Origin of the sequence: Massilia sp. GER05, from assembly GCF_052056005.1 — a bacterium.
Classification (GTDB): domain Bacteria; phylum Pseudomonadota; class Gammaproteobacteria; order Burkholderiales; family Burkholderiaceae_D; genus Telluria; species Telluria orientalis.
Map to the genome: position 1 here is coordinate 3,486,808 of NZ_CP178858.1, position 21,947 is coordinate 3,508,754.

The window sequence follows — 21,947 nt, forward strand, 5'->3', positions numbered from 1 at the left end:
GTTTATCCTTGATGGGCGGCGGGCTGGAGGCGCCCGGTGAAACGGCGTTCGAGGGCATTGACCCAGCGCGGCGCCTTGTCGTCATTGTGCCAGGCGTGGACGGCGTCGCCGACTTCGCCCAGCAGCGTGTCCGGCAGTTTCAGCGGACGGGTCTCGTCCATCAGCAGCTTGACCGTGAGGTTGTAGCCGAGGATGCGCGTGACGAGGCGCGAGATCGAGAACCCCGGGAACACGAGCCGCGCCATGGCATCGACGCCGCGGATGAAGCCGAACACCAGCACGAACAGGCCGCGCGACAGCAGCGACACGCGTTGATCGAGACCCAGGTCGCGCGAGGACGCCTTGCCGATCAGGTGGCGGGTGAGGAGCACCGGGAACGGTTTCAGGATGCGCGGCGGCAGGTAGCGCTGGATGTTCGCCATCAGCGCGCCGGCCAGCGCCGGGCGCGGGTCGTCCTTGCGCTGCCGGGTGCGCGTCTCCGCCTGGATGGCGGTGAACATGCGCTCCGCGTCCGCCATCGTGTCCGTCATCTGCTCGCGTTCGATGCCGAGCACGGCGCCCAGCACGTTCCAGGCGTGGATGTACGCTTCCTCGTCACCCTGGTCGAGGCGCAGGCCGAGGCGGCGCAGGCCCTGCAGGAACACATAATTAAACGTCAGCAGGGTGTAGCCCAGTTCTTCCTGGTTGCAGGGCAGGCCGAGGCGGTCGATGTCCCAGCCGTGCGCGTACAGCACTTGCGGCATCGTCTTCGCCTGCGTCAGCAACCGGGGCAGCCGGCGCGGCGCCACGAGGGCCTCGGCCACGTCGCCGCGCAGCACGAGGTGGCGGATCATGGCGTGGATCAGGCGCACCTTGATGGCTTGCGCGACGCCGCCGCCGGACGGTGCCGTCAGGCCGCCGCGCATCATGACGGGGAAGATCATGGCGGCGGTGGCGCGCACGCGGTAGTCCGTGTGCTGTTCGAGTTCGCCGGCCGCATGCAGCACGGCCGCGAGGTCCGGCATGATGTAGCACTGGGGCAGGCTCGCGCAGAACAGCAGCGTGCACGACGCCATGCTCATTTCCATGAACAGCACTTCGGCGCGCGCGATCTTCGCGGCGTCGGCCCAGTCGGGCAGCACGCGGGCCTCGACCACGTACGCTTCGAGCGCGGCGGCCATGTCGGGCGGCAGGCCGGGGCTGGCGCGCCAGCCGTCCAGGTCCCCGTTCAACTGCCAGCGCGCGATCTCCCGGTTCAGGAGGCCGATCGTCGCCATGTCCGGACCGCCGGGCCGGCCGGGGCCGAGGATGCGCGCGATGGTGGCGTCGGCCAGCGGGTCGGCGCGCAGCGCCGGGTTGTCGGCGAGGCCGGGTTCGAGGACGTCGCGTCTCACGCGGCCTCCTTCAGCGCTTCGGGCGGCACGGCAGCCGTCGGTTCGTCGATGGCCGGACGGGCCAGGATGCCTTGCCGGTGCAGCAGGCCGATGGTCGCCGCGAGCAGCGGGAATCCCATCGCGAACAGCGCGATCGTGCGCGCCTCGACGGGGTAGCCGAGCAGCACCTGGAACACCATCAGGCCGGCGTAGACGCCCAGCGGCACGAACACGTGGCGCATCGTCGGCAGTACTGCGCCTGCGTCTTCCGGCGCCGTGCGTACGCGCGCGAGGCGGCGGAACGCGAACAGGATCGCGAACGACACCGTCATCCAGCCGGCGAAGCCCTGCACCGTCTCGCCGAACCACCAGCCGTCCTTCTCCGTCATGATCCAGGCCTTCAGCACGTAGACCATGTACGGGTCGACGCCGAGGTCGTAGCACGTGACGACCATCGCGCCCAGCAGCGCCATGAGCGCGTCGTGGCCCGGCGACGCGGGGCGGTCGACGGGGTCGTGCCACACGATCAGGTTGGCGATCACGTAGCCGACGTACGCCAGCGCGAACCACATCAGCGGGATCACGACCGGGACGTCGCCCAGCGCGGGCCCGAGCACGGGCGTGTACGTGTAGCTGCCGAAGAACCAGCCGTACGACGACCCGAGCTGCTCGGCCAGCCAGCCGACACTCGTGGCGATGGCGACGAGGCGCAGCGCGGCACCGCCGCCCAGCAGGTGGGCGGCGCTGGCCCAGCAGCAGCCGAACATCAGCAGCGAGCTGGCGACGAGGGCGACGGTGGTGTCGCCGCCGATGCGCTTGGCCAGGACGAGGAGGAAGGCCGCCAGCAGCGTGGCGGCAAGGACGGGCAGACGACGGCGCAGCAATGGGGTCATATGAGGCTCCAGGGGCACGACGTAACGGTGAAAATGCGGCCACCGGCGACCGGCGGCCGCGCTTGAAATCAGAAGCGGTAGTCGAACCGGACGTCGGCCGTGCGCGGTTCGGTCGGCACGGCGAGGCCCGACGAACTGATCGTCATCGGCCGCACCTTGTCTTCCACGTTGCGCACGCGCGCGAGCACGCTCCACGGCGCACCGTCCGGCTCCCAGCCGAGGCGCAGGTCCGATTCCGTGTGGCCGGGTACGCGGAACTTCAGGCCCGCCTGCGGCACGCCCAGCAGGTAGCTCGCGCTCGCGCGCGTGCCCGCGCCGGCCGTCAGCACGCCGCCGTTGATGCGCGTCCGGTGCTCCCAGCCGAGCGACAGCGTGCGCGCCGGCGTGCGGTCCAGCTTGACCCCGGCCCACGAATGCACGCCGTCCGGCAGGTAGCTGGCGTAGTGCGCGTCGAGCAAGGTGAGGGCGTACGTGAAGCGGTCGGCGCTCGTCGCGAGCACCTGGCCATCCGCTTCCAGGCCGCGGATCGACGCCGCGCCCGCATTCGTCGTCTCGTAGCGCGGCCGGCCGTTGATCACCACCTCGTTCGACAGCTGCAGGTTGCGGTAGTCGTAGTGGAACACGGCTACGTTGAGTGTCGCGCGGCCGTCCCGGAAGCGGGTCTTGACGCCCGCCTCGTAGGCGCGCACGGTCTCCGGCCGGTACGTGAGGCTGGCGGCCGGCAGCGCGGTGGCGGCGGGACACCCGACGCCGTTGCGCGCATCGCCCGCGGCGCAGCCGTCGTTGAAGCCGCCGGCCTTGTAGCCGGTCGCGATCGAGCCGTAGACGAGCGTGGCCGGGGCCAGGTCGTAGTCGAGGCCCAGGCGCCAGGTCGTCTTGTCGGTGGAGATGCTGCCGGCGTTCAGTTCGCGCAGGTCGGTGGCCGCGTTGAAGGCCGCGGTGCGCTGGTAGCCGATCGTGCCGGTGCGCGACTTGTCGTCTTCCGTGTAGCGGGCGCCGGCCGTGGCGCGCAGGCCGTCGGCCAGGCGGACCGTCGCCTGCCCGAACACGGCCTTGCTGCGCGCTTCGACCGGGTCGTTGCCGAACACATAGTAGGGCGGTAGGCCGACCGCTTGCAGGTCGCGGAAATAATAGGTGTCGCGCGCCCGTTCGCGGAACCAGTACACGCCGCCCTGGGCGGTCACGGGGCCGGCCCCGTTCGTCGCGAGGCGCAGCTCGTGCGAATCCTGGCTGTACGTGCCGGTGAACGGCTGGCGCACGCCCAGCGCGATCGTCGGCGCCACGCGGTAATAGAAGTTGTACAGGTAATCGTGGTCGAAGCTGCGGTGCGCGCCCAGCCACGACAGGGTCGCGGGGCCGAGGTCCCAGCTCAGGTCCGCCGTCAGGCTGGACGCCTTCTTGCGCGAATAGCCCTGTTCGAAGCGTGTGTTCGGCGGGTTGAAGCGGTAGGTCAGCTGGCGGTCGGTCGAATCGCCGTTCCACACCGGCTGGCCGGTGGCGATGCCGTTATAAAAATTCGAATCGGGCACCGTGCTGTCGTTGTTGCTGTCGTCGCGGCTCGCCTCGTAGCGGACGAGCAGCGTGGCGTTCTTTGCGAGCGCGAGCCTGGCCGACAGGCGCGCGGCGCGGTCGCCGCGGTCCAGGCCCAGGCCGCGCGGCGTGTTCGACCCGTTCTTCAGGTAAGCGTCGTGCTCGTTCCAGGTGGCGGCGGCGCGCAGCGCGAGCACGTCGTTCACCGGCACGTTGACCATGGCGCCGACCTTGCGCTCGCCGTGGTTGCCGACGGCCGCGTTGACGTCGCCCTCGAAGCGGCCGACGGGCGCCTTCGTGATCACGTTGACGACGCCGGCCGTCGTGTTGCGGCCGTACAGCGTGCCCTGCGGACCGCGCAGCACTTCGACGCGCTCGACGTCGTACAGCGCCGTGTTCTGGCTCTGCGGCCGCGCGACGTAGACGCCGTCGACCATGAAGGCGGCCGACGGGTCGCCCTTTTCCGTGACGTCGGCGTTCGAGACGCCGCGGATCGTGATGCGCAGGCCGTCGTACGAATTTTCCAGGTACGTATTCGGCAGGCGCGCGGCGAGGGCGCCCGGCGTGTCGGCGCCGATGGCGTCGAGCTGGCGCGCCGTGAGCACGCTCATCGCCACCGGCGTCTTCGATGCCGGCGCGGCCGTGCGCTGCGCCGTGACGATCACCTCCTGGATGCCGTCGCCCTGTGTCTCCACCTGCGCGCACGCCGGCGCGCTCCATGCGATCGCCGCGATCGACATGGCGAGCAGGTTGGGGGTCAACCGACCCTGCTGATTCTTCATGAACTATCCCAGTTTTTTTATAGTCGTTGCTTGGTGCGCCGTGTCGTTTGCACTGGCGTCGCCTGCCTGCGTGATTTTCGTGAGACTTTATTGCAGGCGGGTGAAACGGAGGAGTCTATCAGGTAGTGCGAACGGGCAATAGTGCCCAGTAACCACAAAGTGGTGCAATAAGGTTCACAAGTTGTTGTTTCCGGGGCACGCGCACGACTGATCCGGCGCAAACGCGCACAGCCTCGCCTCCTTATGCTTGTTGCATGGCGACGACATCTTTCCAACCCCGCGTGAGCGTGCTGGTGCCGACCTTCGACCAGGCGCACTTCATCGCCCGCGCACTCGCGAGCCTGCAGGCCCAGACGCTCGACGCGTGGGAGGCCGTCGTGGTGGACGACGGCTCGCGCGACGCCACGGCGGCCGTCGTCGCGCCGTTCCTGGACGATGCGCGCATCCGCTACCTCGCGCTGGACGCGAACGAGGGGCTGGGCCGGGCGTTGAACGTCGCGCTGGACGCGACGACGGCGCCGCTCGTCGCCTACCTGCCCGCCGACGACGTGTTCTATCCGCGCCACCTGGAGACGCTGGCGGCGGCGCTCGGGGCGGCGCCGGAGGCCGTGCTGGCGGTGTCCGGCGTGCGCTGGCGCTACAACCGCGAGGCGGAAGGACCCGTTCCCGGCGAGGGCCTGCAGCTCGTCCAGGCGATGCACCGGCGCACGGGCCTGCGCTGGACCGAGCGCGCGGCGCTCGAGTCCGACGACCTCGACCGCCTGTACTGGTCGCGCCTGCAGGCGCTGGGAGCCAGCGTGGGGACGGGCGTCGTGACCTGCGAATGGGTCGACCACCCGCGCCAGCGCCACAAGCTGATGCGCGAACCGGCAGGCGGGATCAACCCGTTCCGCCGCCACTACCGCGTGCGCGCGCCGCTGCGCTTCCACACGCGCAGCGGCAACGCTATCGACGAGGTCGCGCTGTACCGCCGCCTGCGCGAGCGATCGCCCACACCGCGCGCAGCGGACGGCCTCACGATCCTGCTCGTGGGCGAACTGGCGTACAACGCGGAACGGGTACTGGCGCTGGAAGAGCTGGGGCACACGCTGTACGGCCTGTGGACGGACACGCCGTACTGGTTCAACACGGTGGGCCCGCTGCCGTTCGGCCACGTCGAGGATCTGCCCCGCGACGACTGGCGCGCGGCGCTGCGAAGGCTGCGCCCCGACGTGATCTACGCGCAGCTGAACTGGCAGGCCGTGCCGTTCTGCCACGACGTCCTGCTGGCGAGCAGCGGCATCCCGTTCGTCTGGCATTTCAAGGAAGGGCCGTTCATCTGCCTGGAACAGGGCACATGGCCGCAACTGCTCGACCTGTACCGCATGGCGGACGGGCGCATCTTCAGCTGCCCCGAGGCGCGCGACTGGTTCGAGCTGGCGGCGCCGGGCCTGGCGCGCACGCGTCCGTGCCATGTGCTCGATGGCGACCTGCCCAGGCGCGACTGGTTCGACGGCCCCGTGTCACCGCCGCTGTCCGGCGCCGGCGGCGACGTGCACACCGTGGTGCCGGGCCGCCCGATCGGGCTGCATCCGCCCACCGTGGCGGCGCTGGCGGCGGCCGGCATCCACCTGCATTTCTACGGCGACTACACGCACGGCCAGTGGCGCGAGTGGATCGCAAAGACGCAGGCGCTGGCGCCGCACCACCTGCACCTGCACGGCAATGTGGCGCAGGACCGCTGGGTCGAGGAATTCTCGCGCTACGACGCCGGCTGGCTGCATTGCTTCGCGAGCCGCAACGGCGGCGACCTGCGCCGCGCCGACTGGGACGACCTGAACCTGCCGGCCCGCATCGCCACATTGGCGGTGGCCGGCCTGCCGCTGATCCAGCGCGACAATGGCGATGCCGTCGTGGCCGCGCAAGCGCTGGCGCGCCGGCTCGGCGTGGGGGTGTTCTATGACGGCATCGACGACCTGGCCGCGCAACTGCGCGACGGGTCCCGCATGGGCGCACTGCGCACGCGCATGTGGGCGCAGCGTGAGCAGTTCTGCTTCGATACGCATGTGCCGGACCTCGTGGCCTTCTTCCGGCACGTCATCGCCACCGCGGGACGCGGTCCGCGGGTGGCGGGCTAGGCGCTCATGGCGACGCGCGATCCTGGTGGTCGAGGTGATCCAGATGATCCAGATGATCCAGATGATCCAGATAAGCGGCGGCTTCGTTCACGCCTTCCTCGGCCGCCTTGTGAAGCCATGTCCGCGCTTCGGCGATATTTTTCTGGATGCCATATCCCTCCGCCAGGGCCACGCCATAGTGATAGCGGGCCAGGCTCGGATAGGTCGAGCCGTCGTCCAGCTGGGCCGCCCGGCGCATCAGCGCCGTCGATTGTGCGGCGTCCTGCCGGATGCCGATGCCGGTTTCGTACATCTGCGCAAGACCGATCATGGAAAACACGTCGTTCCAGCGCCGGATGCAGTCTTCGAAGATCTGGATGGCGGCCGCGTGGTCGCCTGTCTTGTTCGCCGCATAGCCGTACAGGCATTTGATGCGCTTGTCGCTTGTCACGTAGGACCGATAGCTCAGTTCGTTTTCCGCGGACTTGATGTCGGGTGCGCCATCGCCTGGCGGCCGGGCATGCGCCGCCGTGCCGTAAAGGGTGGCGCAGCATACGGTCGAGATAAGTAACGTTCGCATCGGATCTCCCTGGTTGTGAAGGTGGTTGATCCTCGAGCAATATCCGGGCCACATGTTGGCCGCCGGCGAGCGCGACGATGTGTCACGTTATGGCACATTCTTGTGCCCCCGCTGTGTTCAAGGCTGCCGCAACAGGTCCGCGCGCGGATAGCCCCAGTCCGGCATGGGACGGGGGCAGGGCGTGTCTGCGAGGTGGGCATAGTCCAGCGTCGAGAAATTGGCGCTGCCCAGCGGGCTCCAGCGCGCATCCGTCGCCGTCGTGCCGTCGATCGCCGGCGCGCGGGCGAACCGCATCCAGGCGTTGAAGTGGCAATTGTTCTGTTGCAGGTCATGCAGTCGCGCGAGGCTGTCGCGTGCGTCGCCTTGCCAGGCCAGTTGCGCATCGTTGCCGGCGGCACGGCCCGCGATCCCGGCCGGGCAGGAGGCGACCGGCGTGATGCCCGGTGCGACGCTGAGCTGGCCGCGGCGCAGGTGATAGCTGCCGTGCGCGGCATCCGTGGCCACCGTCACGAACGACCAGCACAGCGGATTGGCGGGATAGGCGGACAGGGCCGTATCGAGCAGGCGCTCGCCCGGGTCGAGGCGGGCGATGGCGGCAGCGACCGTGTCCCGTGCCGTGTGCATGGCCGCCGCCTGGACGAGGACGAAGGCGAGCGCCGCAGCCAGCCCGGCAGCCAGTGCGGTGCGGCCACGGTCGCCGCCGGCTCGCCGCGCGCGCCAGCGTGCGATCCCCGCCAGGAAGCTGGCGAGGACCAGCAGCCCGGCCAGCGAACCCCATTGCAGGAACCCGGCGAACGTGACGGCGACGGGCACGCCGACCAGCAGGGCCAGCAGCAGTCCGCGCCGCAGCGGTCCCCTCGCCATGAAGGCGAGCGGGATGCCGAACGCGATCCAGAACACGGGTTCGACGATGAAGATGAGGTCGCCGTAATACCAGCGCGCATCGAATGGCCAGAACGGATGCACGCCGTAGACGTTGAGTCCGTCCATCGAGATGTGCAGCACCATGCCCACGCAGGCCGTCAGGAGCGCTGCGAACCGGGCACGCGGGCTGGTGCGCAGCAGTCCGCGCGCCGCCGGCCACAGCAGCCAGACCAGGCCCAGCAACAAGGCAACTTCGCCGAGTGCCGCCAGCAATGTGTGCGTATGGCCGCGGTGATGCAACAGATAGCCCAGCGGTGCCTCGAGCAGCTTCGTGAGCACGAGGTCCAGGTCGGGGAAGTTGCTGGCGAGGCAGCCGATGGTGAGAAGCAGGCGCGTGCGGACGCGCTGCGCGTCGGATGCGGGCTCGGCAGGCACGCTGCGGTCGATCAGCGCGCCGATGCCGAGGCCGACGACGGAGTGGGTGAGATTATCCATCCTGCAATCTTACCCAAACCGCAAGCTGGCGGATCGAACGGCTTACTGCGCCGACGGTGCGTTCAACGCGGTCCGGCAGATCCGGGCCGCTTGCAAGCCCAGCCAGGCAGCGTTCGTCCAGAAGAAGACGTAAGGCAGGGCGACGAGGGCGACGCCGGCCGTCCGCGCGTAGAACGACAGCAGGATCGTGACTGCGCCGCAGAACGAGGCGAGCACGAACGCCGCGCCATGCCGTGCAGCCGTTTCCGACGTGCCGGCCGCGAAGCCGATCAGCAGCGCGATGGCGAGGCAGATGGCGATGACGGCGGTCGAGGCGATCCCGGAAAAGCTGTTGTGGAGGTGGGCAAGGACGACGACGGTCGCGAGGTATCCACCCAGGAAAACGGTAAGTTGGCGTAATTTCATTGGAAACTCAGGCAAGCGGTGGCATCGTCGATCAACGCGCGCGACGATGCGGGAATGCCGCGAGTATACCTGCACTCAGGAAAGCTTGCCTGGACCAGCCTTACTGCAAGAAAGGAATGCCCTGCAATTTATCTGGGTTTCTTACTACGTATATCTGCGAAATGGTGCCGTCGCGAATGCAAAACGATTGCACCGATTCGACTTTCCCATCGATGTACCGAACCAATCCTGGTTCGCCATTCACGCGTGCCATCTTGTAGACGACGCGTTCACGGAACGCATGTTCGACTGCCCAATACAGTCCCGCCACGCGTCCCGTCCCGATGAGAACCTTGTGCAGGGACTCTACTTTTCCTCCGCCGTCCGCCCGGAATTCGACATCTGCCGACAGGAGCGTCTTCATCGCATCGCGATCGGCGTTGGCGGCCGCCTGCATGAATTTTTCGAGGACGAGGCGATGCATCGTCTTCGAGACCGTGAAGCGCGGACTCTCCTGCCGTATCCGTTCCCGGGCCCGGTGGACGAGCTGCCTGCAGGCGGCTTCGCTTTTGCCAAGCATGGTCGCAACATCACCATAATCCTGGTCGAATACTTTGCGCATCAGGAATGCGGCCCGCTCTTCCGGCGTGAGCCGTTCCAGCACCCAGAGCATGGCGACAGAGACATCGCTTGCCAATTCGGCGGCGGCCTCGGGCGTGTCTTCGACGATCTCGACGACAGGTTCCGGAAGCCACCAGCCGGTGTAGGCGTCACGCTCGGTTTTTCGGCTGCGCAGGCGATCGATCGACAGTCGCGTCGTGATGGTCACCAGCCAGGCTTCGGCCGACCTGACGTCGTCACGCACGCTTGCGCTGTACCGCAGCCAGGCGTCCTGGACGACGTCTTCCGCGTCGGCGCGCATGCCGAGCATGCGATAGGCAATCAGGAAAAGACGTGGGCGTAATGCTTCGAACACATGCGGGTCGGCGGACTTCATGGCTACCCCAGGGACTTGAACAATACTGACTAGACGATCCGGCACCGACTGTTGTGACGGATCCGTCCGGTGTGTCACGGCAGCGCGCGGCCGCACGTCTTGTGGAAAGCGGCGGGCAGGGTTGCCAACCGCATGACCAATCACCGCATGAAAGGAACACGCACGATGAATCGCGCAAACTGGTTTCAAGTGTCGCAGGAAGGCGCCAAGGCGCTGGGAGCACTCCACCATTACGCAACGACGGGTACGGGTCTGGAACCGGGACTCATCCACCTTGTTTTCCTCAGGACGTCGCAATTGAATGGTTGCGCACATTGCATCGACGTCCACACCCGCGATCTCATCAAACACGGGATGTCCGTCGACAAGATTGTACTGGTGCCGGTATGGGAAGAGGCCGCCTATCTGTTTTCGGACGGGGAACGGGCGGCCCTGGCGTGGACGGAGGAAGTGACGCGCGTGAGCGAGACCCATGCATCGGACGCGGCCTACGCGGCGGCATTGGCCGCGTTTGGAGAACAGGCCCTGGTCGAACTGACGATCGTGATCGCGGCCATGAACGCGATCAATCGCATGGGCATCAGCTTCCGGTTGAAACCGCGCGCAAAGGCCTGAAACGGCGCCGGTACCGACGGACCGTCAGCGCTGCGGACATGGCGCGGGCAGCACCGCCACGGTACCCGCGTAACCGTCCGGCAGCACCAACGACAGGCAGGTGCACGCCGCCAGCAGGGGTTCGTCGCACGCCCCCCATTCCGCCAGCGCCAGCCCCCGGCATTTGAGCCTGGCTTCGCGCTCGCTCCACGCGCGCGCGAACGCGGGCACGCCGGCCAGCGTGGCCGCGGCCGCCGGGCCGAGATAGTCGCGGGCGACGGCTTGCCAGTCCGGGACGTCGGCGACCTGCATGACGTCGATGCCGACGGCGCCGCCGTCCAGCCGCAGGGCCGCCACGGACAGGTCGCCGTCGTGGCTGATCGACAGTGCGAAGCGGCGGCCATCGTCGAGCAGCGCCCAGGGCGCTGCGCCCGGCGCACCACACAGCCGGATCGATGACGACGGAAGCCCGCTCGCCTCAGCCAGCGCGGCAAGCAGCGCCGCACGAATCGTGCGCCGCGCCGTCGCGCGGTCGGGTTGCCCGCGCACGCCGACGATCTGCACGCCCGAAGCGTAAGCAGGCGCATCTGCAAACCGGCCCCCGTGCCACCAGCGTACGGGCAAAGCGCGATCCATCACACCCGCTGCGGCGCCGCCGGCAACCCGTTCCAGCTCGTCGCGGCCGGAATGTGCTCGCCCTTCATGACAAGGGTCAGCGGCCCGATGCGGGCATTGTCCCCGACCTTCGCGCTGTACAGCACGGCGCTGCGCGGGCCCAGGTACACCTTGCTGCCGATGTCGACGTGATCGATCTTCATCACCCGGTCTTCGAACAAATGGGTCTGCGGGCAGGACAGCGCGTTCAGCTCGCTATGGTCGCCGATCGTCACGCAGTCGAATTCCGTGATGTCCGTCGTGTCCATGTAGACGCCGCGGCCGATGCGGCAGCCGAGCAGGCCGAACGCGACCGGCAGCCAGGGCGTGCCACGCAGGTAGCGCATGAAGTTGGGCACGGCGATGCCTTCGTACATGTTCGTGACGCCTTCGGACAGCCAGACGAACGGCGTCCACATCGGCTCGGCCCGCTTCTTGTAGCGGCCCAGCAGCAGCCATTTGAACGCGAGCACGAACAGGTAGTTGCCGATGCCGTAGGCGAGGCTGATCAGGGCGAGGTCCCAGATCACTTCGCCCCAGCGGCCGGCCCCGGCGATCGGCATCAGGTCCAGCACGACCGTGTAGCCGACGGCGATGACGACCGCGTGCGGCGCGACGATACGGAACGCTTCGACGAGCGCGCGGCCCAGGCGGCGCGCCGGCGACGGGCGGTAGGTCAGGTGTTCCGGGTAGCCGCTGACCTGTTCGCGCGCGGGCAGGTGGATCGGCGGCGAGCCGAGCCACGTGTCGCCGCCCGTCATGCGCTCGTTCGCGGGCGCATGCGTGTGCACGCCCACGAGGACGCCTTCCGGCAGCACGGTGCCGTCCGGGATATAGCTGCCGTTGCCGACGAAGCTGCGGTTCGAGACGACCGTCGCTTCCATCGTCATCCAGCCGCCGTCGATCTGCTCGTCGCCCAGCATGACGGCGTCGGCGATGAAGGTCTCGTCGCCCAGCGTCAGCATGTCGGGGACGACGCCCAGCGCCGTCGAGATCTCGGCGTCGCGGCCGACCTTCGCGCCCAGCAGGCGGTACCAGAACGGCGCGAACACGGTCGCGTAGATGCCGTGCAGGACGTTCAAACTCGATTCCTGGATATGGCTCACGAGCCATTTTTTGCAGTACGCGTCGCTGTGCACGGCCGAGCGGCCCGGCATCATGCGGGGCAGGAAGCCCCAGCGGATGGCGGCCGACACGAGCATCGTCAGCGCGATCAGCACGGCGGACGCGGGCAGTGCCAGCACGAAGTAGCGCAGCAGCTGGCCCTGGATCGAGTTCTGCGCGAGGATCGGCAGGGTGCCCCGTTCGTCGAACCAGTCGATCAGCACGAAGCTGGGGAACACGGGCATGAAGAACAGCGTGGCGACGAGCAGCATGCCGAACACGAAGAACAGGGCTTCGCCGGCGAGGCGGGCACGGCTGACGCGCGGGCGCGGCGGCAGGGTCGACGGATCGAACGCGCCGGCGTCGCGCGCGGGCGAGCCGTTCCAGACGCGGCCGGCGGGGACAATCCCCCCATCCGGCAGCGCGGATTGGCCCTCCAGGTGGCCGCGCCGGCCCACCTGCGTATTGCCTTCCAGGATCGCGTACGACGACACGCAGGCGTCGTCGTCGAGCGCGATGCGGCCGAGGATCAACCGGCCCCGTTCCACGCGCGCGTTCTCGAAGTTGACGGCATTGCCGATGCTGACGTTGGCGCCGATGGCGAGCAGGTCGGGCGCGCGGATCGTCAGCGAGCCGATCACGACATCGTGCCCGATCTTCGCGCCCAGCAGGCGCAAATACCAGCCGTACAGCGACGAGCCGGCCAGCAAATAGGTCGGGGCCGCCTCGACGAGGCGGTCCGCGAGCCACCAGCGGAAATAGGTCGCGCCCCACAGCGGATACACGCCGGGTTTCAGGCGGCCCGCGACGAGCCATTTGCCCCCGATGGCGAAGACGAATTCCAGCAGGGTCGCGAGCAGGAACACGCCGATCGACGCGGCGATGGCGCGCGCCACGGAGTCGCCCGGGTCGCCCGTGAAGAAGTGGTACGTGAAGAACGGCGCCAGCCATTGGGCCATGCGCAGCGTGATCAGCACGGGGACGGTCGCCAGCTGGGCGATGCCGCACAGCCAGCGGCGGGCTTCCGACGGCGGCGTCCAGTCCGGCTCGACGGCGGCCGTGCCGGCGGCCTGGTCCAGGCTCGACGCGATGGCGCCGATCTGGCGTTGCGAATAAATGTCGCGCACCGTGACGTGGGCGAAGCGCGGGTCGGCGCGCAGTGCCGTGGCGAGGCGGGCGGCGAAGAACGAGTGGCCGCCCAGGTCGCTGAAAAAGTCCAGTTCGCGGCGGATCGGCTGGCCCGGGAACAATTTCTCCAGCGCGGCGAACAGCGCTTCCTCGCCCGGCGTTTCCGCCACGTCCGATTCGGCCGGATCGCTCGGTAGCGGGGCCGACAGGGCCATCGCCTTCAGGGCTTTCCGGTCGATCTTGCCGGACGTCAGGCGCGGCATCACGGACAATTGTTCAAAGCGGCTCGGCACCATGTACGGCGGCAGCTTCCCGGACAGCGCGCGGCGCAACGTGGCCGGTGCGAGCTGTTCCCGCGTCGCGCCGGCGGCCGGCACGAGGTAGGCGACGAGGCGGTCGATGCCGTCGTCCTTGCGCAGCAGCACGGCCGTCGTGCCGACGCCGTCCTGTTGCGCGAGCTGGGCTTCGATCTCGCCCAGTTCGACGCGGAAGCCGCGGATCTTGACCTGGTCGTCCGTGCGGCCCAGGCACACGACCTGGCCGTCCGGCTCGATGCGCGCGAGATCGCCCGTGCGGTACAGGCGCGGATCGTCCGGGCCCGCGCTCCACGGGTTCGCGAGGAATTTCTCGGCCGTCAGGTCGGGGCGGCCGAGGTAGCCGGCCGACAGGCCCGGGCCGATGATGCACAGCTCGCCCGTGTCGCCGCGCGGCAGCAGTTGCAGGCCCTTGTCGGTCTCGGTGGAAATGACCAGCAAACCGTAGTTCGGCAGCGGCGTGCCGATCGTGATCAACCGGCCCGGCTCCAGGCGCGCGAGGCTGGCCGACACGGTCGCTTCCGTGGGGCCATACGTGTTGAACATCTGGCGGCCCGGCCTGGAAAAGCGCTCGACCACCGTTTCCGGGCACATCTCTCCACCCAGGTTGATGATGCGCAGGCTCGGCACGTCGTCCGCGAACAGCGCGAGCAGCGTCGGCACCGCGTGCAGCACGGTGACGCCATTCTCCGAAAGCAGGCGCGGCAGCGCCTCCGGATCGCCGGCCGTCTCCTTTGGCCCGATCCAGAGCGTGGCGCCGACGAGGTAGGAAATCCAGATTTCCTCGAACGACATGTCGAAGGCGACCGAAAAGCCCTGGTAGACGCGGTCGGTGGCCTTGACGCCCAGCACTTCGTTCTCGCTGCGCAGGAAGTGGCAGATGCTGCGCTGGTCGATGAGGATGCCTTTCGGCTTGCCCGTCGAGCCCGACGTGTAGATGACGTAGGCGGGGGCGGCGCCGTCGACCTTGCCCCGGCGGCGCAGTTCGTAGCCGCCGGGCGCGGGCGCCAGCAGTGTTTCGGCGGTGTGGATCGGTTGCGTCACCGTGCCGAGACGGTCGCGCATGCGCTCGCTGCTCACGAGGGCGGGCGAGCCGGCGTCGTCCATGCACACGAGCAGGCGCTCGACGGGCGTGTCCTCGTCGACCGGCAGCCAGGCGGCGCCGGCCTTGGCGATCGCCGCCTGCATGACGAGCAGCTCGATGCCGCGCGGCATCCACAGGCCGACGATATGGCCGGGCCGGATGCCCGCGTCGATCAGGCGCGACGCGGCCAGGCTGGACAGGGCGTCGAGCTCGCGATACGTGAGGCGGCGGTCGCCGGCGATGAGGGCCAGCTGGTCCGGTGCGCGGGCCGCGCTTGCTTCCAGCAGGTCGGCCAGGATCTCGTCGCGCAACAGCTCGGGCTGGTGCGGGCCGTACAGGACATCGGGGTGCCGTGTCAGAGGAGAGATATCGTTCATCGACGGCTATGTTGGGGTTGGTTGAATTTCATCAAGACACAAAATGCAAACCTGGCAGCCACATCCGCGCAGGGTACGCCATTTTAACGGCCGGGCGGCGCATGTGTTCATTACGCCCGTGTTCACCAGCCAATCCGTCATTTTTGATCTGGATCAAGGATTTAGGCGGACCACATTTCATAAAATTTCCCAAAAACAATATTTCCTCACTAAAAGCCAGGAGCCACGCTTGCGTACCAACCTACCCGTCACGGGCATCGAATACCCGGTGCATGACGACCAGTCCATCGTGTCCAAGACCGACACCAAAGGCCGCATCACCTACGTCAACCCCACGTTCATCGAAGTCAGCGGCTTTACCGAAGATGAGCTGATCGGCAAGGCCCATAACATCGTCCGCCACCCGGACATGCCGCCTGCGGCGTTCGCCGACCTGTGGCAAACGCTGCAGGCGGGCGAACCGTGGACAGGACTCGTAAAAAATCGTCGGAAAAATGGCGATTTCTACTGGGTCGTGGCGAACGTCGTGCCCATCAGGCAGGAGGGGGCGACGGTGGGCTACATGTCGGTCCGCACCCGTCCCGCGCGCGACCAGGTCGAACGCGCCGAAGCGATCTATCAACGCCTGCGCGACGGCCGGGCCGAGGGGCTCGCGCTCCGGCGCGGCGCCGTCGTCCGCACCGCGTGGTGGGCGCGCCTGCTGGACCTGCGCACCTTGCCGCTGGGCCGGCGCCTGGGCGTCATGATGTGCACGCAGGCGCTGCTGATGGGCGTGCTGGCCTGTGCCACCCAGGCCTGGGGCTGGCGCCTGCTGGCGCTGGCCGGCGCGGCGGCGACCCTGCTGGCCTGGGCCGAGCTGCACCGGTCCATCGTGGCGCCCATGCACCGGGCGCTGGAGGCCGTCCACGCGCTGGCCGGGGGCGATCTGTCGCGCCCGCCCGAACGGGGACGCGACGACGAGATGGGCCGCCTGCTGCTCGCATTGCGCCAGTTGAACATCAACCTGACGGCGATCGTCGGCGACGTGCGCACGGGCGTCGGCGCGATCCATGCAGCCACGCGCGACATCGCGACGGGCAACCACGACCTCGCGCGCCGCACGGAGGCGCAGGCCGCGAGCCTGGAGCAGACGGCTGCGAGCCTCGCCCACATCGCGGCCAGGGCGGGCCAGAACACGGACAGCGCCGAGCGCGCCGACAACCTGGTCGGCGAAGCCTCCCAGGTGGCGGGACGCGGCGGCGCGGCCGTGCTGGAAGTCGGCACGACGATGGGCCAGATCAGCGGCTCGGCCACGCGCATCGTCGACATCATCGGCCTGATCGACGGCATCGCGTTCCAGACCAACATCCTGGCCCTGAATGCCGCCGTGGAAGCGGCGCGCGCGGGCGAACAGGGGCGCGGGTTCGCCGTCGTGGCGGGCGAAGTCCGCAGCCTGGCCCAGCGCTCGGCGGGGGCGGCGAAGGAAATCAAGGCGCTGATCGAGGATTCCGTGCACCAGGTCGGGCAGGGCAACGAGCTCGTCGACGCGGCGAGCCAGACGATGCGCCAGGTCGTGGGCGCCGTGCGGGACGCGGCCGCCATCATGGGCGACATCTCGGCGGCGTCGCGCGCGCAGAACGAGGGCATCGCGGAAGTGAATGCGGCGATGGTCGAGCTCGACGGTATCACGCGCGAGAACGCGGCCCTCGTGGAGGAGTCGGCCATGGCGTCCGCCAGCGTGGCGGAGCAGGTGGGGCATCTGGGGCAAGTCTTGTCGGTATTTAGATTGAGCCGATAGCGTTCGCGTGGGCACGGGGTGCCCACCCTACGATTGGCCGCCGTATGCTCTGGATGCGCGGCGGCACCGTGTCGCGCGGCCCGACGCAGGGGTAGGGTGGGCGGCCCCCGCCCACGCGTGTTAGCACACCGGCTTCGGCGATTTTTGATGCAAGTCAAGGATTTTGTGGACCCGCCTCAATAGACTCATCTTGTATGTTCACGCCGCAGGCCCAGGAGTTTCCCCGATGTCAGATGCAGTTTCCGCATTCCAGCCCGTCGTCGAGTTCGACGCGGACCTGATCGCCCGGCTGAGCCGCAACGGTCCCCGCTACACGTCGTATCCGACGGCGGACCGCTTCACGGAATCGTTCGGCTACCGCGATTTCCTGCACGCCGTGGCGGCCCTGCGCACGCGCGGCGGCGGCAAGCCGCTGTCGCTGTACCTGCACATTCCGTTCTGCGACACCGTCTGCTATTACTGCGCCTGCAACAAGATCGTCACGAAGCACCGCGAGAAGGCGGCGACCTACCTCGCTTACCTGAAACGCGAAGTCGAGATGCGGGGCCGCCTGTTCGCCGGCATGAACGACGTCGAGCAGCTGCACTTCGGCGGCGGCACGCCGACTTACCTGTCGGACGCGCAGATGGCAGACCTGATGGCGCACCTGCGCCGCTGCTTCCGCTTCGCGCCCGACGCCGTCGGCGAATACTCGATCGAGATCGACCCGCGCACGGTGTCGCAGGAGCGCGTGCACGGCCTGCGCCGCCAGGGTTTCAACCGCATCAGCCTCGGCGTGCAGGACTTCGATCCGGACGTGCAGCGCGCCGTCAACCGCATCCAGCCCGAGGCCGCGACGCGCGCCATCATCGCGGCCGCGCGCGATGCGGACTTCCGCTCCGTCAGCATCGACCTGATCTACGGCCTGCCGAAGCAGACGCCGGCCACGATGCGCACGACGCTCGACAAGGTGATCGATGCGGCGCCGGACCGCATCGCCGTGTACCACTACGCGCACCTGCCGCACCTGTTCAAGCCGCAGCGCCGCATCGTCGATGCGGACATGCCCGACAGCGACGCGAAGCTGCGCATGCTCCAGCTGTGCATCGAGCGCCTGACGGCCGCGGGCTATGTCTACATCGGCATGGACCATTTCGCCCGGCCGGACGACGACCTCGCCATCGCGCAGCGGCAGGGCCGGTTGCACCGCAACTTCCAGGGCTATTCGACGCATGCCGACGCGGACCTCGTCGCATGCGGCGTGTCCGCCATCGGCGCGGTCGGGGCCACGTACAGCCAGAACGTCAAGACGCTGGACGCCTATTACGCTGCGCTCGACCGCAACGAGCTGCCGGTGGCGCGCGGTGCGCGGCTGTCGATGGACGATGCGCTGCGCCGGACGATCATCCAGAAGCTGATGTGCCAGTTTGAGCTGTCGATCAGCACCATCGAACTCGCGTTCCCGATCGCGTTCCACGCCCATTTCGCCCGCGAGATGGCGCAGCTGGCGGCGCTGGAGCGCGACGGCCTCGTCGAACTCGCGCCGGACTGGATCAGCGTCACGTTGAAAGGGCGCCTGCTGATCCGCAACGTGTGCATGGTGTTCGACCACTATCTCGCCACGCGCGGCCCGGCCACGCATTCCAGGACGGTGTGACCCCATGAACGTCGCGCTCCTTCCCGTCCTCGTCGTGGGCCTGCTGGGCAGCGTCCACTGCGCCGGCATGTGCGGCGGGATCGTGGGCGCGCTGTCGGTGGCGCCTTCCGTCGGACGGGTCATCCCCGTGCGGGTAGCAACCGGGCGGGCGCCCGTCGCCAACGTCCTTGCCTACAACGCGGGACGCATCGGCAGCTACATGGTCGCGGGCGGGCTGGCCGGCGGCTTCGCACAAGGCGCGCAGGCGCTCGCCGGACTGCCGGCGCTGCAGGCCGGCGCGTACTGGCTGGCGAACCTGATGCTGGCCGCGCTGGGCCTCTACCTGATGGATGCGTGGCGCGGCCTCGCGCGCCTGGAGCAGGGCGGCCGCCTCGTGTGGCGCGGCGTGCAGCCCCTGCTGAAAAAAGTCGGGCCGCTGGACCGGCCCGCGCGCATGTTCGTCGCGGGCGGCCTGTGGGGCTGGCTGCCGTGCGGGATGGTCTACAGCGTCCTCGTCACCGCGATGCTGAGCGGTTCCGCCCTCCACGGCGCCCTCGTGATGCTGGCGTTCGGCCTCGGCACCCTGCCGATGCTGCTCGGCCTGGGCCTGATGGGCGCGCGCCTGCGCGGCTGGCTCGCGGGCCCGCGCGTGCGGCTCGCATGCGGCGTCGTCGTGCTGGGCTTCGGCCTGCTGGGCCTCGCGCGCGCGGCCGGCGGCCTGCCGCACGGCTGGGTGCGGGAGATCTGCGTCGCACCCGGAGCCGGCGCATGAGCGCGGCCGTCCTCGACACCGCCGCGTGCTGGCACTGCGGCCAGCCGGCACCGGCCGCGAGCCCGTGGTCGGCCGTCGTCGACGGCGCGAGCCGCACCATGTGCTGCCCCGGCTGCGCCGCCGCCGCGCAGACGATCGCGGACGCCGGCCTCGCCGACTATTACGACAACCGCACCGAGTTCGCCGCGCGCATCGGGGATGAGGCCGACCTGGCCGCCCTGCGCGCGTACGACGACGCGGTCGATGGGAACGATGTCGTCTTCACCATCGAAGGCATGCGCTGTGCCGCGTGCGTGTGGCTGATCGAACGCCGCATGAACGCGCTGCCCGGCGTGACGGACGCGTTGCTGAACGTGGCGACGGAACGCCTGCGCGTGCGCCGCGATCCCGCCGTGGCGAAGGCCAGCGACATCATCGCGGCACTGCGCGCGATCGGCTACACGGCGTATCCGCTGGATGCGGCGCGCCAGGCGGCCCACCTCGAACGGGAGCGCAAGACCCTGTTCCGCCGCCTGTTCGTGGCCGGCATGGCGATGATGCAGGTGATGATGTACGCCGTCCCGGTGTACCTGGCGACGGACGGCACGATGGACGCCGACATGCGCGCGCTGATGCACTGGGCCGCGCTGTTGCTGACCGTGCCGGCCGTCGCCTACTCGTCGTGGCCGTTCCTGCGCGGCGCGTCGACGGATCTGCGGCGCGGCGTGGCGGGCATGGACGTGCCGGTGGCGCTGGGCATCCTGGCCGCATCCGCCGCCAGCGTCGTCGCGGTCGTGCGCGGGCACGGCGACGTGTACTTCGATTCGATCACGATGTTCGTGTTCCTGCTGCTGGGCAGCCGCTACCTGGAACTGGACGCGCGCCGGCGCGCCGCGCGCGCGCTCGAGGGCCTGCAGCGCGCAGGGCCCGCGACGGCGCAGCGCTTCGTCGACTTTCCGGGCGCGCGCGCGACTGACACCGTATCCGCCGGCGCGCTCGTGCCGGGCGACGTCGTGCTCGTGCCGCCGGGACAGGCCGTGCCGGCCGATGGCGTCATCGTGGAAGGCGACACGGAAGTCGACCTCGCGCTGCTGACGGGCGAGAGCCGCACGCGCGCGCTGGGGCCGGGCGCGCCACTGCCCGGCGGCGCCGTCAACGTCGCGCAGGCGATCGTCGTGCGCGTGACGAGCAGTGCGCGCGACAGCACGCTGGCGCTGCTGGTGCGCCTCGTCGAGCGCGCCGGCCAGGACAAGCCCGCGCTGGCGTTGTGGGCCGACCGCGTCGGCGCGTGGTTCGTGCTCGCGCTGCTGGTGCTGACGGTCGGCGTGTGCGCGCTCTGGTATCTCGTCGATCCGGCGCGCGCGTGGCCGGCGGCGATCGCGGTGCTCGTCGTGTCGTGTCCGTGCGCGCTGTCGCTGGCGACGCCGACGGCGCTTGCCGCCGCCACCGACCGCCTGCTGCGCAGGGGCGCGCTGGCCGTCAAGCCGCATGTGCTGGAAACACTGGGCCGTGCGACGCACGTCGTGTTCGACAAGACGGGCACGCTGACCTACGGCCATCCCGTGCTGCGCCAGACGGTGACGTTCGGCGGCGCGAGCCGGCGCATGGCGCTGCAGCTGGCCGCCGCGCTGGAAGCGGGCAGCGCGCATCCGCTGGCGCAGGCGATCCGCGCTGCCGCCGGGCCGGCCGCGCTGGTCGCGAACCTGGTCAACCAGGTCGTCGGCAAAGGCATCGAGGGCGAGATCGGCGGCCGCCGTTACCGTCTGGGCAACGCCGCGTTCGTGGCCGGCATCGCGTGCGGCGACCTCCCGGGCGGCCAGCCGGGCGGCGTCACGGCCGTGTGGCTGGGCACCACGTCCGGCTGGGTCGCGCGCTTCGACCTCGTCGACGACATCCGGCCGGAGGCGCGCGACGTCGTGGCCGGCCTGCGCGCGGCCGGCAAGACGGTCGTACTGCTGTCCGGCGACGACGACGAGGCCGCGCAGGACGTCGCCATGCAGCTCGGCATCGCGCACGCGCTGGGCCACCAGTTACCCGAAGATAAACTGACCGTCGTGCGCGGCCTGCAGCGCGACGGCGCCGTCGTGGCGATGGTCGGCGACGGCATCAACGATGCGGCCGTGCTGTCGGGCGCCGATGTGAGTTTCGCGATGGGGCAGGGCGCGCAGCTGGCGCAGCTGCACGCCGACTGCGTGCTGCTGGGTGAGGGCCTGCGCCCGCTGGCGGCCGCACTGGACACGGCGGCGGACACCTTGCGCGTGATCCGCCAGAACCTGGGGTGGGCGATGGTGTACAACGTGGCGGCGATTCCGGCGGCGGCGAGCGGCGTGCTGAATCCGTGGCTGTCGGGCGTGGGGATGGCCGCGAGTTCGGCGCTCGTGGTGCTCAACGCGGCACGGCTGAGGAGGGAGCCATAATGGAAGCCTTGTATTTGCTGGTGCCCCTGAGCGTGATGCTCGTTGCGTTCGCAGTGTGGATCTTTTTCGGCGCGGCGGACAGCGGGCAGTTCGACGATCTGGAAGGGCCGGCGTTGCGGATTCTCAGCGACGACGATTGACGGACTCCGTCGTTCCCGC

At 69.1% G+C, this 21,947-nt stretch carries 16 protein-coding genes; 7 read left to right on the plus strand and 9 right to left on the minus strand.

Annotated features, from left to right (window positions below; all coding sequences use genetic code 11):
* Positions 1-2: 2 nt before the first annotated feature.
* From ACL58G_RS15725 to ACL58G_RS15735, 3 genes are all read right to left on the minus strand, one after another.
* Positions 3-1,373: an oxygenase MpaB family protein gene (locus ACL58G_RS15725; protein WP_413384981.1), complete on the minus strand. Its 1,371-nt coding sequence runs from the start codon at positions 1,371-1,373 to the stop codon at positions 3-5.
* Entirely contained in the window at positions 1,370-2,245 is an 876-nt protein-coding gene (locus tag ACL58G_RS15730; RefSeq protein ID WP_440967774.1) for a carotenoid biosynthesis protein, read from the minus strand. The genes ACL58G_RS15725 and ACL58G_RS15730 overlap by 4 nt, the downstream gene beginning before the upstream one ends.
* Positions 2,246-2,313: 68 nt before the next feature.
* The gene (locus ACL58G_RS15735) at positions 2,314-4,557 is read right to left on the minus strand and encodes a TonB-dependent receptor (protein ID WP_413384986.1); all 2,244 of its coding nucleotides are present in this window, start codon (positions 4,555-4,557) and stop codon (positions 2,314-2,316) included.
* A 254-nt stretch (positions 4,558-4,811) separates the two neighbouring features.
* Here ACL58G_RS15735 and ACL58G_RS15740 point away from each other — a divergent pair, with 254 nt between their 5' ends.
* Positions 4,812-6,674 carry a glycosyltransferase gene (locus tag ACL58G_RS15740; protein ID WP_440967776.1) on the plus strand — a complete coding sequence of 621 codons (1,863 nt, stop codon included), beginning with the start codon at positions 4,812-4,814 and terminating at the stop codon, positions 6,672-6,674.
* Between the two features lie 4 nt (positions 6,675-6,678).
* Here the strand turns inward: ACL58G_RS15740 and ACL58G_RS15745 are convergent, their stop codons facing one another.
* The 4 genes from ACL58G_RS15745 to ACL58G_RS15760 form a co-directional block, all read right to left on the minus strand.
* The gene (locus ACL58G_RS15745) at positions 6,679-7,287 is read right to left on the minus strand and encodes a tetratricopeptide repeat protein (RefSeq protein WP_440967777.1); all 609 of its coding nucleotides are present in this window, start codon (positions 7,285-7,287) and stop codon (positions 6,679-6,681) included.
* Positions 7,288-7,350: 63 nt separating this feature from the next.
* Complete coding sequence (locus tag ACL58G_RS15750) at positions 7,351-8,592, minus strand: metal-dependent hydrolase (RefSeq protein WP_440967779.1); 1,242 nt, start codon at positions 8,590-8,592, stop codon at positions 7,351-7,353.
* Between the two features lie 42 nt (positions 8,593-8,634).
* Positions 8,635-8,997: a hypothetical protein gene (locus ACL58G_RS15755; RefSeq protein ID WP_440967781.1), complete on the minus strand. Its 363-nt coding sequence runs from the start codon at positions 8,995-8,997 to the stop codon at positions 8,635-8,637.
* A 100-nt stretch (positions 8,998-9,097) separates the two neighbouring features.
* Positions 9,098-9,973, minus strand: coding sequence for an RNA polymerase sigma-70 factor (locus tag ACL58G_RS15760; RefSeq protein ID WP_440967782.1), 876 nt, complete (start codon positions 9,971-9,973; stop codon positions 9,098-9,100).
* A gap of 165 nt (positions 9,974-10,138) precedes the next feature.
* Here ACL58G_RS15760 and ACL58G_RS15765 point away from each other — a divergent pair, with 165 nt between their 5' ends.
* Positions 10,139-10,588 carry a carboxymuconolactone decarboxylase family protein gene (locus ACL58G_RS15765; protein WP_440968048.1) on the plus strand — a complete coding sequence of 150 codons (450 nt, stop codon included), beginning with the start codon at positions 10,139-10,141 and terminating at the stop codon, positions 10,586-10,588.
* 24 nt (positions 10,589-10,612) lie between these two features.
* Here ACL58G_RS15765 and ACL58G_RS15770 read toward each other — a convergent pair whose 3' ends face one another.
* Positions 10,613-11,203, minus strand: coding sequence for a 4-phosphopantetheinyl transferase (locus ACL58G_RS15770; protein WP_440967783.1), 591 nt, complete (start codon positions 11,201-11,203; stop codon positions 10,613-10,615).
* A complete protein-coding gene (locus tag ACL58G_RS15775; RefSeq protein WP_440967785.1) occupies positions 11,203-15,228 on the minus strand; it encodes a Pls/PosA family non-ribosomal peptide synthetase in 4,026 nt (1,341 codons plus the stop codon). The genes ACL58G_RS15770 and ACL58G_RS15775 overlap by 1 nt, the downstream gene beginning before the upstream one ends.
* Positions 15,229-15,457: 229 nt before the next feature.
* On the opposite strand from ACL58G_RS15775, the gene ACL58G_RS15780 reads away from it, so the two are divergent.
* The 5 genes from ACL58G_RS15780 (at position 15,458) to ccoS (ending at position 21,928) form a co-directional block, all read left to right on the plus strand.
* The gene (locus ACL58G_RS15780) at positions 15,458-17,005 is read left to right on the plus strand and encodes a methyl-accepting chemotaxis protein (protein ID WP_440967786.1); all 1,548 of its coding nucleotides are present in this window, start codon (positions 15,458-15,460) and stop codon (positions 17,003-17,005) included.
* A 226-nt stretch (positions 17,006-17,231) separates the two neighbouring features.
* The gene (gene hemN, locus ACL58G_RS15785; RefSeq protein WP_440967788.1) at positions 17,232-18,641 is read left to right on the plus strand and encodes an oxygen-independent coproporphyrinogen III oxidase; all 1,410 of its coding nucleotides are present in this window, start codon (positions 17,232-17,234) and stop codon (positions 18,639-18,641) included.
* 4 nt (positions 18,642-18,645) lie between these two features.
* Positions 18,646-19,392 (plus strand): sulfite exporter TauE/SafE family protein, encoded by a 747-nt coding sequence (locus ACL58G_RS15790; protein WP_440967790.1) that lies wholly within the window; start codon positions 18,646-18,648, stop codon positions 19,390-19,392.
* Positions 19,389-21,788 (plus strand): heavy metal translocating P-type ATPase, encoded by a 2,400-nt coding sequence (locus ACL58G_RS15795; protein WP_440967792.1) that lies wholly within the window; start codon positions 19,389-19,391, stop codon positions 21,786-21,788. The genes ACL58G_RS15790 and ACL58G_RS15795 overlap by 4 nt, the downstream gene beginning before the upstream one ends.
* Positions 21,788-21,928 carry a cbb3-type cytochrome oxidase assembly protein CcoS gene (ccoS, locus tag ACL58G_RS15800; RefSeq protein WP_036240176.1) on the plus strand — a complete coding sequence of 47 codons (141 nt, stop codon included), beginning with the start codon at positions 21,788-21,790 and terminating at the stop codon, positions 21,926-21,928. The genes ACL58G_RS15795 and ccoS overlap by 1 nt, the downstream gene beginning before the upstream one ends.
* The last annotated feature ends 19 nt before the right edge of the window (positions 21,929-21,947 follow it).